Source organism: Streptosporangium jomthongense (assembly GCF_042650425.1).
Taxonomy (GTDB): Bacteria; Actinomycetota; Actinomycetes; order Streptosporangiales; family Streptosporangiaceae; genus Streptosporangium.
In genome coordinates this window covers 196,411-214,950 of sequence record NZ_JBHSBC010000002.1, presented here as the reverse complement: position 1 = coordinate 214,950, position 18,540 = coordinate 196,411, and the positions used below count along the sequence as shown (strand labels likewise).

The following is an 18,540-nucleotide window of genomic DNA, read 5'->3' as shown; positions in this document are numbered from 1 at the left end:
CGCGCGGCACGGGGCCGAGAGCCCCCGTGCCCCGGGTCGTCGTGGTCCTCGGCCTGGTGAGCCTGATCACCGACGTCTCCTCCGAGATGGTGACGGCCGTCCTGCCGCTGTTCGCGACGCTCGCCCTGGGGCTCACCCCTCTGGCGTACGGCATGCTGGACGGTCTCTACCAGGGCGCGACCGTCCTGGTCCGGCTGCTCGGCGGCTTCTTCGCCGACCGGCTGCGCCGTCCCAAGCTCGTGGCGGGCGCGGGGTACGCCCTCGGGGCCGCCGCCAAGCTGATGCTGCTGCCCGTGGCCGGCGCGGGGGCGCTGTCGGCCGCGGTCGCGGTCGACCGCGCGGGCAAGGGGCTGCGGACCGCGCCGCGTGACCTGCTCATCGCCACCGCGGCTCCCCCCGGCCGGCTCGGCAGGTCCTTCGGCGTGCACCGGGCCCTTGACGCGACCGGCGCGCTGCTCGGCCCCGTCGCCGCCTTCGGGCTGCTCGCGCTCGCGCCGGGCGACTTCGACATGGTCTTCGTCGTCTCGTTCTGCGCCGCGGTCCTCGGCGTGCTGCTGTTCCTGCAGCGTGTACCGGAGCACACCCCGTCCCCGGCCGGGCCGCTCTCGCCCCGCGACGTCGCGGCGCTGCTGCGGATCGGCGGGTTCCTGCGGCTTCTCTGCGCCGCCGCCGTGCTGTCGGCGGCGACGATCGGCGACGGTTTCCTCTACCTCGTCCTGCTGCGCGGCGAGTCGGTCACGACCCGCTGGTTCCCGCTGCTGTTCGTCGGCACGAGCCTGGTCTACCTCGCCCTGGCCGTGCCGTTCGGCAGGCTCTCCGACCGCCACGGCAGGAACCGCGTCTTCGCCGCCGGGTACGGCCTGCTGCTGTGCGCCTACCTCGCCGCGATCCTGGCCGGAGGCGTCGCCGGAGCCGTGCTGTGCCTGGCGTTCCTCGGCGCCTACTACGCGGCGACCGACGGCGTGCTGCCCGCCGCGGCCGCCCCCATGCTGCCCGCCGGGCTGACGGCGACCGGGATCTCCGTCGTCCAGACGGCGGTCGCGGGCGGGCGGGCCCTGGGCGCGGTGGCCTTCGGCGCGATCTGGACGGTCGCCGAGGGCGAGACCGCCGTGTGGATCTTCGCCGCCGCCCTCACCGCCGCCCTGCTCACCGCCGTACCGATGATCACACGAGCCCGCGACCGCCGTACGGAGGCCCGATGACCCAGCCCAGCACGCGCGGGACCGGGAACGACAGGCTCATCAAGACGGCCGCGGTCCTCGTCGCCGCCGTTGCCGTGGGCTACGTCGTCCTTTCGGTGCTGCGCGCGGGGGCGACCGGCGCCGCGGGCGACGGCCGGGCCGAACTGCCCGAGGGCCGGCAGGTCGTGTTCCGGTCGTTGCGCCCGGGACCCGAGTTCGGCCACCTCGCCGTGCTCCCGGCCGCCGACGTGCGGCGCGAGCGCGTCGTCCTGCCGCCCCGCTGCGAGCGCACGGCCGCCTCCCCCGCGGGCGGCCTCTGCCTGCGCCAGACGCGCAACCCGATCCAGCCGTTCGCCGTCACCCTGCTGGACGAGCGGCTCCGACCCGAAGGGGAGGCCCCGGTCACCGGGATCCCGAGCCGCGCCCGGATCTCCGAGGACGGCCGCTACTACGCGACGACGACCTTCGTGACGGGGCACTCCTACCTCTCCGACGGTTTCTCGACCGAGACCCTCATCGGCCGGGTCGGCGGCGACCCGGTCGGCAACGTCGAACGGTTCACGTTCCTGCTGAACGGGCGGCCGAACGACAACGCCGACCGCAACGTGTGGGGTGTGACGTTCGTCCCCGGCGGGGAGCGCTTCTTCGCCACCGTGGCCACCCAGGACCGCAGGTACCTCGTCGAGGGCGACATCGGGCGGCGCACCCTGACCGCCCTGCGGGAGAACGCCGAGTGCCCGTCCCTGTCGCCGGACGGCGGGCGCCTGGTCTACAAGAAACGGACCGGGCTCAACACCGACGTCTGGCGCTTCCACTCCCTCGACCTCGCGACCGGCGCCGAGACCCCGCTCGCGGAGACCCGCAGCGTGGACGACCAGGCGGCGTGGCTCGACGACGACCATGTGATGTACGCGGTGCCGAAGGGGGGCGCGGGCGGCCGCGACGCCGACGTCTGGGTGGTGTCCCTGAGCGGCGGCGCGCCGCGCCTGTTCATCCCGGACGCCGACTCGCCGACCGCCCGCGCCCCCGCCTCCGAGATGCCGCTGCGCTGACCCCGGGCGGCGTCAGACGTCGGCGTCGATCAGATCGATCAGGTCGGCGACCGAGTCGGCCACCCGGGACGGGCGGAAGGGGTACCGCTCGATCTCGTCCTTGGACGTGACACCGCTGAGCACCAGGATCGTGTGCAGCCCGGCCTCCATGCCGGAGACGATGTCGGTGTCCATCCGGTCGCCGATCATGGCGGTGGTCTCGCTGTGCCCCTCGATGGCCCGCAGCGCGCTGCGCATCATCATCGGGTTCGGCTTGCCGACGAAGTACGGCTGCACGCCGGTCGCCTTGGTGATCATCGCCGCGACCGCGCCGCACGCGGGCAGCGACCCCTCACTCGACGGGCCGACCGGGTCGGGGTTGGTCGCGATGAAGCGGGCGCCGCCCTCGATGAGCCGGATGGCCCGGGTGATCTGGGTGAAGCTGTAGGTGCGGGTCTCGCCGAGCACCACGTAGTCGGGGTCGATGTCGGTCAGCACGTAACCGGCCTCGTGCAGGGCGGTCGTCAGCCCCGCCTCACCGATCACGTAGGCCGAGCCGCCGGGCCGCTGACCGTCCAGGAACCGCGCCGTGGCCAGCGCGGAGGTCCAGATCGACTCCGGCGGGATCTCCAGGCCGACGGCGCGCAGCCGTACGGACAGGTCCCGGGGGGTGTAGATGGAGTTGTTCGTGAGCACGAGGAAACGCCTGCCCGACTGGTGCAGGCGGCGGACGAACTCGTCCGCGCCGGGAACGGGGTGTCCTTCGTGGACGAGGACCCCGTCCATGTCCGACAGCCAGCACTCGATCGGCTTGCTTTCTTTCACCGTTCCCCCGCGTTACGGCCCGACAGATACGACATCACGCAACTAAGAATGACAGGTCCGGCATGCTTCACACGCCGCCGTCCCCCGTCACACGCCAGGCCTGTTCCTCGACCAGTTCCCCGCTGCGCCAGCCGTACGGCGTGCGGACCAGGCGGTGGTGGTGCCAGCCGCCGTGCCGGACGAGGCCGGCGTCCAGGACGCCTCCGGGAGGGACGAGCGTGCCGGTGTAGGGGACGGTCACCTCGGCCTCGTCCCCCTCGAACCTGACGACCGGCAGGCCGATCAGGTGGTGCCGCACCGGCCAGCGCGACAGCGTCTCGGCCAGCCACCGCCTGACCTCCTCGCGGGTGCCCCGGACGCCGCCCGCCGAGGTGTGGTCGAGCACCGCGCCCGCGGTGAACACGAGGTCGAGGCGTGCCCAGTCTCCGGCGTCCAGGACGTGGGCGTATCTGGCGAGCAGGTCGGCGATCTCCAGCCGGTCCGCGATCTCCCGTTCCCTCATGCCCCCATCCAACCCAACACCAGGTCAGGGTGCGAGGGCCTCCAGCGCGGCCTCCGCCCTGCGCATCGACTCACGGGGGTCGGCGTCGGGCGAACCGATCTCCGGATCGAAGTTGAGGTCGTGGAAGACCTCGGTGACGCCCTTGGCCTCAAGGGCGGCCACGTCCCGTCTGATCTCCTCGAACGATCCGGTCAGCGGGGCGCGCTCGGCCTCTCCCCCCGGCCTGACCCGGGTGACGCCCCGGGTGACGAAGCGCAGCGCCTCGGCGTCCCTGCCCGCCGCACGCGCCGCCTCCTTTACAATGTAGATTTTTTTGTCGACGCGGCCCAGGTCCTCACGGCTCGAACCGATCCAGCCGTCCGCGAGCCGGCCCGCCCGCCGCAGCGCGACCTCGGCGCTCCCGCCGAGCAGGATGGGCGGCGGCGTGGGCGGCTTGGGGTCCTGGTACGCGGGCGGCAACTCGTAGAACTCGCCCCGGTGTTCGACCGTCTCCTCCGACCACAGCCGCCGCAGCAGGCCGATGTACTCCTCGGCGCGCCGCCCCCGCCGTTCGAGGGGCACCCCGGAGGCGGCGAACTCCTCCGGCATCCAGCCGAGCCCGAGCCCGGCGTCAAGCCGCCCGCCGGAGACCGCCTGCAGGCTGGCCAGTTGCTTGGCCAGCAGCGGCGGCGAGGCGAAGGGCATGTTGAGCACCGCGACGCCGAGCCGTATCCGCTCGGTGACCCCCGCCAGGTAGGCCAGCGTCACCACCGGGTCGTGCACGCTGCGGTAGACCAGGTCCGTCCCGTGGCCCCGCGGGTACAGCAGCCGCTGGAAGGTCCACAGCTCGTGGTAGCCGAGCTCCTCGGCCCTGCGGGCGATCCGCACCATGTTGGCCGGTGAGGCCCAGGCCCCGGACAGCGGCGCCGCGAATCCGATCCTCATGCCAGCACCCTACGCGGGCCCGGATCGGTGGTTCACTTGCCGGGTGAGCGACAGTGAGGACTTTCACGACGGCCCCGACGACGATCTCATGGCCGGGCTCGGCCGTGTCGCCGCCCGGTACGGCACCGCCCCCGCCGAGGTGGTGCCGACCAGGCCGGACGTGGTCATCGTCCGGGCGGGCGGCGTCGTGGTGAAGGCGCACGCCCCCGGCGCCCCGCGCGAGCCGCTCGAACGGCGGATGCGGGCCGTGGCGCACCCGGCGCTGCGCGGGAGCATGCTCGGGCCCGTGACCGAGGAGGTGCTGTCGGTGGGCGGCAGGCTGGTCACCGTGTGGCCCGCGGGCACCCCGGTCGATCCCGCCGCCCCCGAGGCGGCCCCCTGGGAGGAGTCGGCGCGGCTGCTGGCCCGGCTGCACGCCGTACCGGCCGGGGCGCTGCCGCTGCTGCCCGCCGCGGGCGGACCGGGCAAGGTGGCCGCCTTGGCCGCCCGGCTGCGGGGCAACCCCTCGGCCGCGGCACGGGCCGCCCTGGTCGCGCTGGCCTGCCTTCCGGCCCTGGACGCCGCCCCCGCCCCCGAGGTGACGGGGCTCACCCACGGTGACTGGCACATGGGCCAGCTCGTCAGGATCGGGGAGGGGTGGATCCTCATCGACGTCGACGACCTGGGGGTCGGCGACCAGGCCTGGGACCTGGCCAGGCCCGCGGCGTGGTTCGCCGCCGGGCTGCTCGACCCGGCCGTCTGGCACCGTTTCCTGGCCGCCTACCGGGCGGCCGGCGGGCTCGCCGCGGGTGTGGACGGCGACCCGTGGGAACGGCTGAACCTCCCGGCTCAGGCGATGACCGTGCAGCTCACCGCGGCGGCCGTGATCGCGGCGGAGCGGGAGGGGCGGCCACTGGACGAGGTCGAACAGACACTCGTCGACACCTGTCAGAGGATTGTCCAGTTCCGAACCGCCTGCCATAGTGTGCCCACGCAGTAGGTTGTGGTTACGCCAAAAGCAACCCTAGGACAAGGAGATCGGCCAGATGCAGTGCCCGAAGTGTCGGGGCAACATGCGCACCTATGAGCGCAACGGTGTCCACATCGACCAGTGCGACAGTTGTCGCGGCATCTTCCTGGACTACGGCGAGCTGGAGACGCTGACCCGGATCGAGAGCCAGTACCACTCCGCTCCCCCGCCTCCCCCGCCGCCGCCCATGCAGCACGGGGCTCCGGGCTGGGGCGCGCCGCACCACGGTCACTACGGTCACCACCGCCGCAGTTGGGTGGGCATGCTGTTCTCCAGCTGACGCCCTACGGGCCACCGGAGAGGCCGGGACCGCGATCTCGCGACGGAGGTCGCGGTCTCGTCGTTCCCGGCCCCCAAAGAGTCAGCTGGGGAACTCGCTCGGTTTGATGTGCCTGGGCCGTACGGTGCCGCCGACGACGGCGTTGAGGGTCAGCGTCCAGTTGGTCCAGCGGATCTGCGACCAGGTGCGGGTGGTCCTGAACTTGACGGACTTGCCGAACTGCTCGAAGGTGCACGAGCGGCTGAAGGCGCGGGCCCTGGAGTCCCAGTCGACGCCGAGGGTGTAGTAGACCTTGTACGTGCCGTCCCGCACCCCCTTGATCTTGAACGACGACTTCTTGCGGACGTAGACCGAGATCACCTTCTTCTTGCCGCGTGTCAGCACGACGACCGCGTCCCTGTTGTTGCCGTTCTTCAGCTCCAGGTAGGCGCGTCCCGGGCGGCTCTCGGAGGAGATGTAGGAGCCGTTGCCCAAGCGGCGCGACCGCTCGCCGCTGACCTTCACGGAGACGACGTCGGCCGGATAGCCGGTCAGCGCGCGGCCGCTGTCGCGCACCGGCGAGAGGCGTCCGCTCTCGTCGGCCCCCGTCAGCACCGCGGGCCCGGTGCACACGTCCTGCGCCTCGACGTCCTCCTTGGCGTCGGACAGCGCGCTCGTGAGACTTCTGAGCGCGCCCACGTAGTTGCCGTGCTGGACCTTGACGTCGGACGGCGGGACGAGGGCCTCCAGGCCCGAGACGGCGCTCTCCATCGTGGAGACCGTCCGTTCGAGCCGTTCGCCGAGGCCCTTGCCTCCGGTGTCGTTCAGTTTCCTGATGGCGTCCCTGATGGGGCCGCGCGCCTTGTTCAGTTCGGCGCGGTAGGCGTCGGCCGTGAGCTCGACGACCGTCGGCGCGGTGGCCGGGTCCGATCCCACGACGGGTCCGGTTCCCTCTCCGACCACACCGCCGGCGGTCGGGCCGCCGACCACGGGATCGTTCGAGCTTACGGTGGTGCAGGCGCTCAGGGCCATCGTGGTGACCACGGCGCATGAGATCAGTCGGGGGGCAGTCACCTGCCCAACTATCGCCGGGCCTGTCACGACCCGTCAAACGTGAAAAACCCGATCAGTCATCCTCCGCCTCGTTTACGGCGTTTCCTGGGGCCATTCCCCTGATGCGCGCGGCCCTCAGCAGACGTACGGCCGGCCACAGCCGCCGGGTCAGCACCCCGGCCGCCACACCGACCCCGGCCCCCGCGAACACGTCGCCCGGGTAGTGCACGCCGGTGTAGACCCGCGAGAAGCAGACCGCCGCCGCGAGAAGCGTGACGGGGGCGGCGACGGGCAGCGGAGCCTCCATCGCCACGGCGGTGGCGAAGGCGGCGGCCGAGGCCGAGTGCCCGGACGGGAACGAGGTCGAGGCGGGCACCCTGATCAGCCGGGCCAGCGGGAAGCCCTCCAGGGAGGGCCTGGAGCGGCCGAAGAACCGCTTGCAGACCAGGTTCACCGTCGGGCTGGCCACCCCGATCGCGAGCAGCCCCCGGGTGGCCGCGCGGCGCAGCGGCGCACGGCCGCTGAGCGCGCATCCCCCGGCGACCCCCGCCCACAGCAGCGAGTGGTCGGCCGCCCGCGACAGGGCGGGCAGGAGGCGTTCGAGGCCGGGGAGCCTGGCGTCCGCGACCGCCGCGAACACCCGCCGGTCCAGTGCGCCCAGCCGGGATCTCAGTCGCATGACGGCCTTTCCAGATGACGAAAGAATGAACGGCCTCTTAATTCTCATGCATACCCCGGCATCCGGCGCGCGTTCGTTTCCCCTCCTCCGATAATTCCAACAAGAGATGCTATTTGTAGAAATGGGGTGGAATGAAACGGTCGATCGGTGTCGTCCTCGCGCTGCTGCTCGGCGCCGCGGTCGTCGTGGCCGTCGTCCTGGGCAACAGGAACGACGAAGGCCCAGGTGGCGGCCTGGTGACGGTGCGCGGGGTGATCGGCTCGGAGAAGAAGCCCTTCTTCGAGGATCCTCAGGTCCGTGCCGCGTTCGCCAAACACGGCCTGCGGGTCGAGGTGGACACCGCGGGCTCCCGGCAGATCGCCACCGAGGTCAAACTCGACGGCTACGCGTTCGCCTTTCCCTCAAGCCTTCCCGCCGCCGAGAAGATCAGAAAGGACCGCGGGGTCTCCGCCGTCTTCTCCCCCTTCTACTCCCCCATGGCCATCGCGACCTTCCAGCCGATCGCCGACCTGCTGACGAAGGCGGGCCTGGTGCGTGACTCGGGGCACGGCTACCCGGTGTTCGACGTCGCCAAGTATCTCGACCTGGCCGCCAAGGGCACCCGCTGGGACAAGCTGCCCGGCAACACCGCCTATCCGGCGCGCAAACGGGTGCTGCTGACCACGACCGACGTCAGGACCTCCAACTCGGCGGCCATGTACCTGGCCATCACCAGCTACGTCGCCAACGGCGAGGACGTGGTCAACAGCACCGCGCAGGTGACCGGGGTGGCGAGGACCGTGGCGCCGATCTTCCTCGACCAGGGTTACTCCCAGGCCTCCTCCGAGGCCCCCTTCGACGACTACCTGGTCATGGGGTCGGGCAAGACGCCGATGGTCATGATCTACGAAGCCCAGTACCTCTCCCACGTCTTCGCGGGGGACGGCTCGATCAAACCCGGGATGCGGCTGCTCTACCCGTCGCCGACCGTGCTGAGCAAGCACACGCTGGTGCCCCTCACCGCCGACGGCTCGCGGGTCGGCAAGCTGCTGACCGAGGACCCCGGGCTGCGGGGCCTGGCCGCCAGGTACGGCTTCCGCACCGCGGACCCCGCGGCCTTCACCGCTCTGGTCGCCAAGTCCGGCGCCCCGGCGGCGCGTGACCTGGTCGACGTGGTCGAACCCCCCACCTACGAGCACCTGGAGGGGCTCATCACGAACATCGACCGGCTGTACGCCAGCGGCGCCGTGCCCCAGCAGGGAAACCCGGGCAGCCCGGGACGTCAGGAAGCCCCGGAAAAAGCGCTGGAAAAAGCGCCGGAAGGAGTGCGCTGAAGGTGGCCGAGAACGAACTGGTGCTCACCCCCCCGGCCCCGGTCACGGCCGTCTCCCCGTCCGCGGCGGCGACCATGCTGCCGCTGGCCGAGGGCCGCGCGGACGAGCTCGCCGCCAAGGCGCGGCGGTTCGCCGACGAACTGGCCGCGCTCGACCACAGGGCCCCTGACTTCACCCGCAAGGTGAACGACATCTCCTCCATGGGGGACGGCGAGATCCGCTCCGCCTCCCAGACGGCCAACCGGATGCTCAAGCGCCCGGTGACCGCCCTGGCCTCGGCCAAGGGCGAGAGCGCGGACGCCCGGGGCCGGGTGGCCGACCGGCTGGTCGCGCTGCGCCGTACGGTGGTCGACCTCGACCCCAGGCAGGCGGCGAGCGGCCCGCGCAAGCTGCTCGGGCTCATCCCGTTCGGCGACCGGCTGCGCGACTACTTCGCCAGGTACCGCTCCGCGCAGCAGCACCTGGACGACATCATCAGGGCGTTGAAGTCCGGCCAGGACGAGCTGCTGAAGGACAACGCCGCCATCGAGGGCGAGAAGGCCAACCTGTGGGAGACGATGACCCGCCTGCAGGAGTACGCCGTGATGGCCGCCGAGCTCGACCGCGAGCTTGAGGGGCGCGTCCTCGTCCTGGAGGCCTCCGACCCGGAGAAGGCCACCGCGCTGCGCTCTGACGCCCTGTTCACCGTACGGCAGCGGCACCAGGACATCCTCACCCAGCTCGCGGTCTCCGTTCAGGGGTATCTGGCCCTCGACCTGATCCGCAAGAACAACCTCGAACTCAGCAAGGGCGTCGACCGCGCCACGACCACGACGGTCGCCGCGCTGCGCACCGCGGTCACCGTCGCCCAGGCGCTGACCAACCAGAAGCTGGTGCTCGACCAGATCACCGCGCTCAACGCGACGACCGGCGACCTGATCCTGGCCACCAGTGAGATGCTGCGCACCCAGGCGGGGGCGATCCAGAACCAGGCGGCCTCGACGGTCGTCGACATGGACGTGCTGCGCAGGGCCTTCGACAACGTCTACGCGACCATGGACATGATCGACGGCTTCAGGTCGCAGGCCGTGGAGAGCATGGCGACCACCGTGGAGAGCCTGAACACCGAGCTGGCGCACGCCAGGACCTACCTTGAGCGCGCCGAGGGGGCCCGATGAGGCGTCTCGCAGGCCGTCGTACGGCCCGGTTGACGGTGGCGCTCGCGCTGCTCTGCGTGACCGCGCTCGCGGCGTGCTCGAACGGAACGGGCGACGAGGTCGAGGACGGCCCCGACGTCCTCAGGGTGCTGGCGGGAAGTGAGGTCAAGGACCTCGAACCGATGCTGCGGAACTCGGGGGTGAAGGTGCGGATCTCCTACGCCGGCACCCTGGACGGCGCCGAGCAGGTGGCCAGGGGCGACGCGGACGGCTCCTACGACGCGATCTGGTTCTCCTCCAACCGCTACCTGTCGCTGATCGACGGCGCCAAGGGCCGCCTGTCCACCGAGACCAGGATCATGTCCTCCCCCGTGCTGCTCGGCCTCAGGACGGCCAAGGCACGCGAACTCGGCTGGGAGGGCAGACCGGTCAGCTGGCAGCAGATCGCGGACGCCGCCCAGCAGGGACGCTTCACCTTCGGCATGACCAACCCGGCCTCGTCCAACTCCGGATTCTCCGCGCTTGTCGGGGTGGCCGCGGCGCTGTCGGACGCCGGGGAGGCGCTGAGCCCGGAGCAGGTCACGGCGGTCACGCCCAAGCTGAAGCAGTTCTTCTCCGCCCAGCGGCTGACCTCGGGCTCCTCCGGCTGGCTGGCCGAGGCCTACGCCAGGGACGGCGGGGTCGACGGCCTGGTGAACTACGAGTCGGTGCTGCTGGGCGTCAAGGGGATGAGCCTGATCTACCCGAGCGACGGGGTGGTCACCGCGGACTACCCGCTGACCCTGCTGGCCTCGGCCACCCAGGAGAAGCGGGAGCTGTACGGCAGGCTGACCTCCTGGCTGCGCACCCCGGACACCCAGCGGCAGATCATGACCACCACCCACAGGCGGCCCGCCGTGCCACAGGTACGGCCCGGCCCCGAGTTCGGCACCGCGCCGCTGCTCGAACTGCCCTTCCCCAACCGCAGGAGCACCGCGGACGGGCTGATCACCGCCTACCTCGACGAGGCGCGGGTCCCCTCCCGGGCCCTGTTCGTGCTGGACGTCTCGGGGTCGATGGAGGGCGACAGGATCGAGAACCTGCGCCGGGCGCTGGTCACCCTCACCGGCGCCGACACCTCGGCCTCCGGCACGTTCTCCCGCTTCCGCGACCGGGAGAACGTGATCATGATCCCGTTCAGCGGCTCGGTCGGGCAGCCGAAGTCGTTCACCCTCCCGGAGGGGAATCCGCAGCCGGTCCTCAACGAGATCAAGTCCTACGCGCAGGGCCTGCGGATCGAGGGCGGGACGGCGATCTTCGACGGGCTGCGCACCGCGTACCAGCAGGCGGCGACGGCCGGTGACGGGCACTACACGTCGGTGGTGCTGATGACCGACGGCGAGAACACCGACGGCATCTCCTACGACGACTTCGCCGCCTTCTACCGGGCGCTGCCCGGCGAGCAGCGGCGGACCAGGACGTTCGTGGTGCTGTTCGGCGACAGCGACGTCGAGGAGATGAGGCAGATCGCCACGCTGACCGGCGGCGCCGTCTTCGACGCCCGCGACGGGTCACTGGCCGCGGCGTTCAAGGAGATCCGTGGCTACCAGTGAGCGGGTGCTGAGGTATCTCGGCTCGACCAGGAACATCACCGGATGCGTCCTGGCCCTGGCCGGTCTCGGCGCCCACCTGCTCGGCCTGGCGGGCGCGTTCTGGCCGCTGGTCGTCGCCGGTCTGTACGGCGTCGGCGCGCTGCTGGCCCCGCCGGAGCGGATCAGGCTGGCCGTCTCCAACGCCGAGGTCGAGGCGGGCCTGCTCAGGACCGACCTGGAGGCGCTGCGGCGGAAGGTGCGCGGCTCGGCGCGTTTTCCCGAGGACGTGCAGGCCAGGGTCGGCGCCCTGGCCGAGGTGCTCGACGGCGTCCTCGGCCGGGCGGAGGCGCTGACCACCTCCCCCGACCACCTGCACGTCGTCTCCCAGACGATCCGCGACTATCTGCCCTCCAGCCTGGAGGCCTACGCCAATCTGCCCCGCTCCTACGCGCTGAGCCGCCGCTCGGAACGCGAACGCAGCGCCCACGAGGAACTGCTCGCCCAGCTCGGCCTGCTGGAGACCAAACTGGGCGAGGTGGCCCAGGCCGTGCACAGGGGCGACGACCAGGCCCTGAGAGACCACGGCCGCTTCCTCCGCGACCGCTTCACCTCCTCAGAGCTGGATCTCTAGTCCTTCGACCAGGCGCTTCGGCTTGGGCGCGTCGGTGCCTGGACCGAGGAGCGAAGGAGCGAAGCGGATGAGCGACGAGGGAAAGCACCGGCCCGAAAGCGCCCAGGCCCGCGACGCCGCCAGGCGGGGCGGATGTCACAGCATCTTCTCCTCCATCGCGGCGCAGACCGTTTCCGCCACCACGACGCGGGCCAGTCGTTTGTCGTCGCCGGGGACGACGTGCCAGGGCGCGCGGGGCCGGTCGGTGCGGGCGAGCATCTCCTCGACGGCGGCCTCGTACTGCGGGCGCTTCTCGCGGTTGCGCCAGTCCTCGTCGGTCAGCTTCCAGACCCGCAGCGGGTCACCCGCCCGGTCCTCGAAGCGCCGTAGCTGTTCCTCCGGCGAGACGTGCATCCAGAACTTGACCATGATCATGCCCTCGGCGACGAGGGACCGCTCGAACTCCACGATCTCGTCGTAGGCCCGCGACCACTGTTCCTCGGTGGCGAACCCCTCGACCCGCTCGACCAGCACCCGCCCGTACCAGGAGCGGTCGAGCACGGTCATCCCGCCCCAGCCGGGCAGCACCGGCCAGAACCGCCACAGGAAGTGGTGCCGTTTCTCGTCGTAGGTCGGCGCGGCGAACTGGGCGACCCGTACGTGCCGGGGGTCGAGGGGACGCACGAGGCGTTTGATGGCCCCGCCCTTGCCTGAGGCGTCCCAGCCTTCGAACACCACGCACACCGGCGGGCCGATGCGGCGCTCGCCGATCTGCCCGCCCAGCATGAGTCTCAGCCGCAGCAGCCGTTCGAGGGCGGCGTCGAGCCGTTCCGTGGCCTCCTTCTTGGAGAGCTTCTGGGAGAGATCGACATCGGACAAACGGTGGTTCATGACCCCAAGCCTGACATCGAAGGCGGCGGGACCGCCACCGGCTCAGGTGACGGTGATCTTGAAGGTCGCCTGCTCCCGCCCGCCGTCCGCGCAGTCGGCGCAGGCGAGGAGGGTGATGGTGGCCGTGCCGCGATACTTGGCGTTGAACACGAAGTAGCGGGTCGCGCGCCCGTCCTCGGTCCGCCGCTCCTGACTGATGAAGGAGGCGACCCTGGCGTCCGGCAGGGCCGCGAGCCGCCAGCCCGCGGCGCCGTCGGTCACGGCGAGGGAGAAGCGCCTGCCGAGGGGGAGGCCGACCTCGACGGTCCTGCCCGCCTCCCCGCGCACGACGGTGCCGAAGTTGTAGACGGCGCCTCCGGCACCGCAGCCGGTGACCAGACCCGCCAGGCCGGTCAGCAGAACCGTCAGTACGGCCGCGACGGCCCGCGTTCGGTGAACCACGCAGGCCACACTAGCGACCGGGACCGCCGGTGCCGCACCTGGCCGTACGGCGCGCCCGGCGGGATCCCTCACTGGGAGACCGCGCCCCCGTGAAGGTCCCCTCCGACCGTCGCGCCGAGACGCGTCCGCATCGCGTGCTCGACCAGGGCGATCAGCACCTCCTTGCCCGACTCCCGCTGCCTGGCGTCGCACATCACGATCGGGATGTCCTCGTGGAGGGTGAGGCCGAGCCGTACCTCCTCCAGGTCGTAGCGGCGGGAGTCGTCGAAGCAGTTCACCGCGACGATGAAGGGCGTCTGGCGCCGCTCGAAGTAGTCGAGGGAGGGGAAGCAGTCGGCCAGCCTGCGGGTGTCGGCGATGACGACCGCGCCGAGCGCGCCGAGCGCCAGCTCGTCCCAGAGGAACCAGAACCGCTCCTGGCCGGGGGTGCCGAAGAGGTAGAGCCGGTAGGCGTCGCCGATGGTGATGCGGCCGAAGTCCATCGCGACCGTGGTCGTCCGCTTGCTCTCGACGCCGGACAGGTCGTCGATGCCGACGCCCCTGTTGGTCAGCGTCTCCTCGGTGCTCAGCGGCGCTATCTCGGAGACGGAGCCGACCAGGGTCGTCTTCCCCGCGCCGAAGCCTCCCGCGACCAGGATCTTGATCGCCCTGGGCAGCTTGATCCGGCCCGCGTCGCGGCTAGAGCGCACGGAGTCCATCGAGCACCGCCCTGTACAGCCTCTCGTCTTGCATGTCGGTCTCCGAATGCGGCTCTTGCAGGGCGATGTAGCCCTGGTCGAGCAGGTCGCCCAGCAGGACACGGACCGTGCCCGCCGGAAGGTTGATGTGCGCGGCGATCTCTGCGACCGACTGCGGCTGCAGGCAGAGCCGCACGATGGCCAGGCACTCAGGATCGAGCCCGGTGTCCCGCTGCGACAGGGCTCTGACGGCCACCGCCAGTGTGACGAGGTCGAATCTGCCGCTGGCCGGTTCCGTCCTGCCGCGGGTCAGGATGTACGGCCGGACGATCGCCCCGGCATCGTCACCCACCCACTGCGTGTCGGGCAGCTCCTCGAAGGGGTCGTTCATCGTGGTACGTCGTCCTTGACCGGCTCCGCCGTTCTGGCGGGCGAGATGAGGTACTGGCCGACCCGCGCGACGAGCATGGCCATCTCGTAGGCCACCAGGCCCACGTCGGCCTCGTTCGTGCAGAGCACCGCCAGGCAGGCGCCCTGGCCCGCCGCGGTCACGATCAGGTAGGCGGAACGCATCTCGATGATGGTCTGGCGTACCGCGCCGCCGTTGACCCGGTCGCTGACGCCCTTGCCAAGGCTCTGGATCGCCGATCCGACGGCTGCCAGGTGTTCGGCGTCCGACCGGTCGAACTCCGCCGAGGTCGCCAGCAACAGACCGTCGGTGGAGAAGACGATGCCGTGTTCGGCCTCTCCGACCCGCTCGATGAGATCGTCCAGCAACCAGGCCAGGTCGGTGGAAGATCCTGTTCCCTGCACCACTCGTAGTCCTCTTTCTGCCGGTGGGCGTTCGATCGTGTGTCTCTGGCGGCCCGTCTGCACCGGATCGGCGCGGCGGAGATCCGGGACGGTCCCGGTTCTCACCCGCGGGATCCGCCCCCGTCGGCGCGGTCATCCTCCTTGTCGAGCAGCTGTGCCGCGTCCGAACGCCCCCGGCGGGTGCCGTCCTGGAAGGACGCCATGGCCGTGCGGATCATCTCCGGGGAACGCTCGTCCGGATCTTCGGTGCCCGGCCCCCGCGGCGCGGGCTCGTCCTCCTGCAGCGGTGCGGCGAGGTGCGTCTGCGGCACGCGCCGCGGCAGGCCGCCGGGCGTGTGGCTGGTGTCGGGGGGAGGCAGGACGGGGGGCAGCGCCGTACCGGGACCGCCCTCGCCCACCTGGGGCTCCTGCACTCCTCCCGGAATCCTCCTGTGGGTGACCGGGCGCGTCTCGCGCCGCCCGGCGCCGCCCTGGCCGGTGCCCGTCAGCGGATCAGCGCCCCGGTTCCGTGGCCCCTGCGGCGGCTGAGGCGCTGCCTGGTGCCCTCCCTGGGGCCCGCCTTGGGTCGCCGCGCGGGGTCCGGCGTGCGGTGCCGGCTGGGCCAGCGGCCCTCCCAGGCCTCCCGGGCCTCCCACGCCGACCGTGCGGGGCTGCGGCACCGCGACGGCGGGTTCCGGCTCCCGCTCCGCCTGTTCCTTGATGAGCTCCTGGGGCAGCAGGACCACCACGGTCGTGCCGCCGTACGGCGAGGCCTTGAACGTCACCCGGATCTCGTGCCGTTCGGCCAGGCGGCTGACCACGTAGAGGCCCAGGCGGGCGTTGCCCGACAGCTTGAGCTCCGGCGGGTTCGCGATCCGCTCGTTGGCGGCGTCGATGTCCTCCTGGCTCATGCCCAGGCCCCGATCCTCGATCTCCAGGGCGTGCCCGTGGGCCACGGAGTATCCGCTGACCTGCACCGTCGTGTAGGGCGGGGAGAAGGCGGCGGCGTTCTCCACCAGCTCGGCGACCAGGTGGATGACGTCGCCGACGGCCCGCCCGTCCAGCGCGACCTCGCCGAGCGGCAGCACGTCGACCCGGGTGTAGTCCTCGATCTCGGCCAGCGCGCCGCGGACCACGTCGATCATCGGCACCGAGTCGCGCCAGGCGCGTCCGGGGGCGGCCCCGGACAGCACCAGGAGGTTCTCGGCGTATCTCCGCATGCGGGTCGCCAGGTGGTCGAGGCGGAACAGGTCACGCAGTTCCTGCGGGTCGTCCTCCCGCCGTTCCATGATGTCCAGGACACTCAGCTGCCGGTGGACCAGCGACTGGGTACGGCGGGCGAGGTTGCGCAGGATGTCCGCGATGTCACGCCGTAGCTGCGCCTGCTCGGCCGCGACCTTGACGGCGGTGCGCTGTACGGCGTTGAAGGCCTGGCCGACGTGGCCGATCTGGTCGTTGCCGAACTCCAGCGGCGGCGCCTCCGCCGCGATGTCGACGTCCTCGCCGTGGCCGATGCGCTCGACCACGGAGGGCAGCCGCTCGTTGGCCAGGTCCCAGGCGGCGACCCTGAGCTTGTCGAGCTGCTGGACCAGGGTTCGTGCGGTGGTGATGGACAGGACGATCGAGGCGATGACGGCCAGCAGGCCGAGTCCGCCCGCGAGCGAGAGCCGTACGATCACGCCGGTGGCGACGGGGGTGGCCCGCTGGACGACGCCGTCTCCCGCGCTCAGCACCACCTCCTGGAACTTGGCCAGCACGACCTGGGTCGAGGCGGCCCACTGCCGGGCGTCGACGGGCTCGGTGGGGGCGGGCGCGCCGCCCCGCATGAGCTGCTCCTCCATGACGCGCATGCGGGTGAAGGGCTCGCTGCCGATCAGGCTGTCGCAGATGGCCCGGTCCGCGGCGGGCAGCTCGGTGAGGGCGTCCTGGAAGAGGAAGCGCCGGGTGCCGACGGTCTGCGCGAACAGGGCGCGTTCGGCGTCGGTCAGGCGGCCCGCGGTCAGGCCGCCCGCCGCGACGGCGTCCTCCAGGGCCAGAAGGTCCCTTGCCCTGCTCAGCTCGATGACCGTCCGGGTGTCCTTGGCGATGGCGGCGTCGTCGAGCGTCGCCATGGAGTCGTAGATCCGGTAGAGGGAGTCGACGACGTCGGTGAAGACGTCGGCCGCCTTGAGCCGGTCGATGGTGCCCGCGTCGATGGCCTTGCGGCCCTGCCGCAGGCCGTCGAGTCTCTGGACGGTCTCCGTGATGCGCCGGTTGAGGGCGTCGCCGCCGAGCCACTGGACGTCGCCGCCCTGGGCGAGGGCCCTGAAGTTGGCCACCGCGTCCTCGGTGCGTCTGCGCTGGGCGCTGAGGGTCTCGCGCTGCTGGCGGGCCGAGCCCGAGGTGCCGAGGTAGATCAGGCTGAGTCTGCGCTCGTTCTGCAGCTCGACCAGCAGCTTCTCGCTCGGTTCCGCGACGCTCGCGTCGAGCCTGGCCACGCCCAGCATGTTGAAGCCCTCACGTACGGTGACCCATGCGGTGAAGGCCCACAGCGCGATAAGTGACACCAGCAGTGCCGTGACCTTGGTCCGCAAACGCGCATTGCGCAAGCGCATAGCACCCATCCCGGCAAAAGTGAGAGAAAGTCACATTATCGTTTCACGACGATAAATACGTGTGAAGGAATAGACGCCACATTGCGCCGGACGACGGCATCCGGCCATGGCACCCGGAGAACCTTAGCAATATAGCCAATTACACTCAAGGCAACATTGACCAGATGTGGGCTTCTGTCCTTTTCGCAGATCAATATTCTGCGTTGAATTCCGGTCACCGTCCGCTGTCAGGGACGCGCCGGCCGGGCCGCCCTGCCGTGACCGGTGTGCCACGGCAGGTCACGGACGGTGGCGACGCGCCAGGTGAAGGGCGCCCAGGACGGCCGCCCTGACGATCGCCGCCGGGTAGTAAAGGTCTTTGTCGTGCCAGAGAGCGGGTCTGTCCAGCGGTTCCCCGAACCCGGTCACCATGGTCAGCAGCCTGCGGTGCCCGCGCTCGACGGCCGCCGCGCGGCGCTCCTGCTCGACGGCCTCCTCCGCGGCCCCCTCTGTGGCCCCCGCTGTGGCCCCTGTTGCGGCCCCTGTCGTGGCTTCTGTTGGGGCCTCTTCCGTGGCCGGCAGGGCGGCAGGCGTCAGCAGCAGGGTCTGCAGGGCGTAGGCGGTCTCCTCCGCCGTTCCCGTCCAGCGGCCCCATGAGCCGTCCTCACGCTGGGTGTCCAGCAGCCAGCGCGTGGCGCCGCGCACCGCGTCGGCCGACTCCGCGCCGCCGTACTCGCCGAGGGCCAGGGCGCAGCAGGCGGTCGCGTAGTACGGCGAGACGTGCCAGCGGTCCAGCCAGCTGCCGTCGGGTAGCTGGCGCCCGCGCAGCCAGGCCGACAGCTTGCCCGTCGCCGCCGCGTAACGCGCGTTCCGCCCGCCGGTGCCCGCCAGCCGCAGATACTCGCCGAAGGCGTCCAGCACGTGCGCGTTGACCGTCGGCGACGCCCCCTCCTCCCCCTGCCAGGTGCAGAAGTGGGTCTCGGTCTCGTAGGCCCACAGGGCGTCGGGCTCCCGGGGCGCGCGCAGCAGCGCCAGCGTGTACAGGCCGACGGAGGTGGTGTCGGCGTCCGGCG

Annotated in this window: 19 protein-coding genes and 1 pseudogene; 8 read left to right on the top strand and 12 right to left on the bottom strand. The window is 71.4% G+C overall.

What is annotated here, in order from left to right; all coding sequences use genetic code 11:
• Nucleotides 1–26: 26 nt before the first annotated feature.
• Entirely contained in the window at nt 27–1,202 is a 1,176-nt protein-coding gene (locus ACFOYY_RS04285) for an MFS transporter (RefSeq protein ID WP_386187987.1), read from the top strand.
• Complete coding sequence (locus ACFOYY_RS04280) at nt 1,199–2,233, top strand: TolB family protein (RefSeq protein WP_386187985.1); 1,035 nt, start codon at nt 1,199–1,201, stop codon at nt 2,231–2,233. The genes ACFOYY_RS04285 and ACFOYY_RS04280 overlap by 4 nt, the downstream gene beginning before the upstream one ends.
• Before the next feature lie 12 nt (nt 2,234–2,245).
• On the opposite strand, the gene ACFOYY_RS04275 is transcribed toward ACFOYY_RS04280, so the two are convergent.
• From ACFOYY_RS04275 to ACFOYY_RS04265, 3 genes are all read right to left on the bottom strand, one after another.
• Nucleotides 2,246–2,998 (bottom strand): HAD-IIA family hydrolase, encoded by a 753-nt coding sequence (locus tag ACFOYY_RS04275; protein WP_386188055.1) that lies wholly within the window; start codon nt 2,996–2,998, stop codon nt 2,246–2,248.
• Nucleotides 2,999–3,104: 106 nt separating this feature from the next.
• On the bottom strand, nt 3,105–3,539 hold the full coding sequence (locus ACFOYY_RS04270) for a nuclear transport factor 2 family protein (RefSeq protein ID WP_352012030.1): 435 nt from the start codon (nt 3,537–3,539) through the stop codon (nt 3,105–3,107).
• Nucleotides 3,540–3,563: 24 nt separating this feature from the next.
• Nucleotides 3,564–4,463, bottom strand: coding sequence for a TIGR03619 family F420-dependent LLM class oxidoreductase (locus ACFOYY_RS04265; RefSeq protein WP_352012029.1), 900 nt, complete (start codon nt 4,461–4,463; stop codon nt 3,564–3,566).
• 43 nt (nt 4,464–4,506) lie between these two features.
• On the opposite strand from ACFOYY_RS04265, the gene ACFOYY_RS04260 reads away from it, so the two are divergent.
• Nucleotides 4,507–5,442 carry a phosphotransferase family protein gene (locus ACFOYY_RS04260; RefSeq protein ID WP_386187981.1) on the top strand — a complete coding sequence of 312 codons (936 nt, stop codon included), beginning with the start codon at nt 4,507–4,509 and terminating at the stop codon, nt 5,440–5,442.
• 46 nt (nt 5,443–5,488) lie between these two features.
• Entirely contained in the window at nt 5,489–5,752 is a 264-nt protein-coding gene (locus ACFOYY_RS04255; RefSeq protein ID WP_352012027.1) for a TFIIB-type zinc ribbon-containing protein, read from the top strand.
• A gap of 81 nt (nt 5,753–5,833) precedes the next feature.
• Here ACFOYY_RS04255 and ACFOYY_RS04250 read toward each other — a convergent pair whose 3' ends face one another.
• Entirely contained in the window at nt 5,834–6,805 is a 972-nt protein-coding gene (locus ACFOYY_RS04250) for a hypothetical protein (protein ID WP_352012026.1), read from the bottom strand.
• Nucleotides 6,806–6,857: 52 nt separating this feature from the next.
• Nucleotides 6,858–7,463, bottom strand: coding sequence for a phosphatase PAP2 family protein (locus tag ACFOYY_RS04245; RefSeq protein ID WP_352012025.1), 606 nt, complete (start codon nt 7,461–7,463; stop codon nt 6,858–6,860).
• Between the two features lie 131 nt (nt 7,464–7,594).
• Between ACFOYY_RS04245 and ACFOYY_RS04240 the strand changes: the two genes are divergently transcribed.
• The 4 genes from ACFOYY_RS04240 to ACFOYY_RS04225 are packed head-to-tail and all read left to right on the top strand — an operon-like array spanning nt 7,595 to nt 12,114.
• On the top strand, nt 7,595–8,776 hold the full coding sequence (locus ACFOYY_RS04240; RefSeq protein ID WP_386187977.1) for a hypothetical protein: 1,182 nt from the start codon (nt 7,595–7,597) through the stop codon (nt 8,774–8,776).
• Between the two features lie 2 nt (nt 8,777–8,778).
• Nucleotides 8,779–9,933 (top strand): toxic anion resistance protein, encoded by a 1,155-nt coding sequence (locus ACFOYY_RS04235; RefSeq protein ID WP_386187974.1) that lies wholly within the window; start codon nt 8,779–8,781, stop codon nt 9,931–9,933.
• Nucleotides 9,930–11,504 (top strand): vWA domain-containing protein, encoded by a 1,575-nt coding sequence (locus ACFOYY_RS04230; RefSeq protein ID WP_362775990.1) that lies wholly within the window; start codon nt 9,930–9,932, stop codon nt 11,502–11,504. Before ACFOYY_RS04235 ends, ACFOYY_RS04230 begins: the two co-directional genes overlap by 4 nt.
• Nucleotides 11,491–12,114 carry a hypothetical protein gene (locus ACFOYY_RS04225; RefSeq protein ID WP_352012021.1) on the top strand — a complete coding sequence of 208 codons (624 nt, stop codon included), beginning with the start codon at nt 11,491–11,493 and terminating at the stop codon, nt 12,112–12,114. The genes ACFOYY_RS04230 and ACFOYY_RS04225 overlap by 14 nt, the downstream gene beginning before the upstream one ends.
• 135 nt (nt 12,115–12,249) lie before the next feature.
• Here the strand turns inward: ACFOYY_RS04225 and ACFOYY_RS04220 are convergent, their stop codons facing one another.
• The 7 genes and pseudogenes from ACFOYY_RS04220 to ACFOYY_RS04190 form a co-directional block, all read right to left on the bottom strand.
• The gene (locus tag ACFOYY_RS04220; protein ID WP_362911763.1) at nt 12,250–12,984 is read right to left on the bottom strand and encodes a polyphosphate kinase 2 family protein; all 735 of its coding nucleotides are present in this window, start codon (nt 12,982–12,984) and stop codon (nt 12,250–12,252) included.
• A 42-nt stretch (nt 12,985–13,026) separates the two neighbouring features.
• Nucleotides 13,027–13,425 (bottom strand): hypothetical protein, encoded by a 399-nt coding sequence (locus tag ACFOYY_RS04215; protein WP_352012019.1) that lies wholly within the window; start codon nt 13,423–13,425, stop codon nt 13,027–13,029.
• A 68-nt stretch (nt 13,426–13,493) separates the two neighbouring features.
• Nucleotides 13,494–14,123 carry a GTP-binding protein gene (locus tag ACFOYY_RS04210; protein WP_352012018.1) on the bottom strand — a complete coding sequence of 210 codons (630 nt, stop codon included), beginning with the start codon at nt 14,121–14,123 and terminating at the stop codon, nt 13,494–13,496.
• Entirely contained in the window at nt 14,104–14,493 is a 390-nt protein-coding gene (locus ACFOYY_RS04205) for a DUF742 domain-containing protein (protein ID WP_352012017.1), read from the bottom strand. The genes ACFOYY_RS04210 and ACFOYY_RS04205 overlap by 20 nt, the downstream gene beginning before the upstream one ends.
• Nucleotides 14,490–14,918 (bottom strand): roadblock/LC7 domain-containing protein, encoded by a 429-nt coding sequence (locus ACFOYY_RS04200; protein ID WP_352012016.1) that lies wholly within the window; start codon nt 14,916–14,918, stop codon nt 14,490–14,492. The genes ACFOYY_RS04205 and ACFOYY_RS04200 overlap by 4 nt, the downstream gene beginning before the upstream one ends.
• Nucleotides 14,919–15,016: 98 nt before the next feature.
• Nucleotides 15,017–17,488: a sensor histidine kinase gene (locus ACFOYY_RS04195; protein ID WP_386187970.1), complete on the bottom strand. Its 2,472-nt coding sequence runs from the start codon at nt 17,486–17,488 to the stop codon at nt 15,017–15,019.
• Nucleotides 17,489–17,767: 279 nt separating this feature from the next.
• Nucleotides 17,768–18,540, bottom strand: a pseudogene (locus tag ACFOYY_RS04190) (prenyltransferase/squalene oxidase repeat-containing protein); the annotation flags it as partial.

What these genes read in the sequence shown, in the direction of transcription:
- ACFOYY_RS04280 (WP_386187985.1), top strand. Translation starts at nt 1,199, where the DNA reads ATGACCCAGCCCAGCACGCGCGGGACCGGGAACGACAGGCTCATCAAG.
- ACFOYY_RS04275 (WP_386188055.1), bottom strand. Translation starts at nt 2,998, where the DNA reads ATGGACGGGGTCCTCGTCCACGAAGGACACCCCGTTCCCGGCGCGGAC.
- ACFOYY_RS04270 (WP_352012030.1), bottom strand. Translation starts at nt 3,539, where the DNA reads ATGAGGGAACGGGAGATCGCGGACCGGCTGGAGATCGCCGACCTGCTC.
- ACFOYY_RS04265 (WP_352012029.1), bottom strand. Translation starts at nt 4,463, where the DNA reads ATGAGGATCGGATTCGCGGCGCCGCTGTCCGGGGCCTGGGCCTCACCG.
- ACFOYY_RS04255 (WP_352012027.1), top strand. Translation starts at nt 5,489, where the DNA reads ATGCAGTGCCCGAAGTGTCGGGGCAACATGCGCACCTATGAGCGCAAC.
- ACFOYY_RS04245 (WP_352012025.1), bottom strand. Translation starts at nt 7,463, where the DNA reads ATGCGACTGAGATCCCGGCTGGGCGCACTGGACCGGCGGGTGTTCGCG.
- ACFOYY_RS04240 (WP_386187977.1), top strand. Translation starts at nt 7,595, where the DNA reads ATGAAACGGTCGATCGGTGTCGTCCTCGCGCTGCTGCTCGGCGCCGCG.
- ACFOYY_RS04230 (WP_362775990.1), top strand. Translation starts at nt 9,930, where the DNA reads ATGAGGCGTCTCGCAGGCCGTCGTACGGCCCGGTTGACGGTGGCGCTC.
- ACFOYY_RS04220 (WP_362911763.1), bottom strand. Translation starts at nt 12,984, where the DNA reads ATGAACCACCGTTTGTCCGATGTCGATCTCTCCCAGAAGCTCTCCAAG.
- ACFOYY_RS04210 (WP_352012018.1), bottom strand. Translation starts at nt 14,123, where the DNA reads ATGGACTCCGTGCGCTCTAGCCGCGACGCGGGCCGGATCAAGCTGCCC.
- ACFOYY_RS04205 (WP_352012017.1), bottom strand. Translation starts at nt 14,493, where the DNA reads ATGAACGACCCCTTCGAGGAGCTGCCCGACACGCAGTGGGTGGGTGAC.
- ACFOYY_RS04195 (WP_386187970.1), bottom strand. Translation starts at nt 17,488, where the DNA reads ATGCGCTTGCGCAATGCGCGTTTGCGGACCAAGGTCACGGCACTGCTG.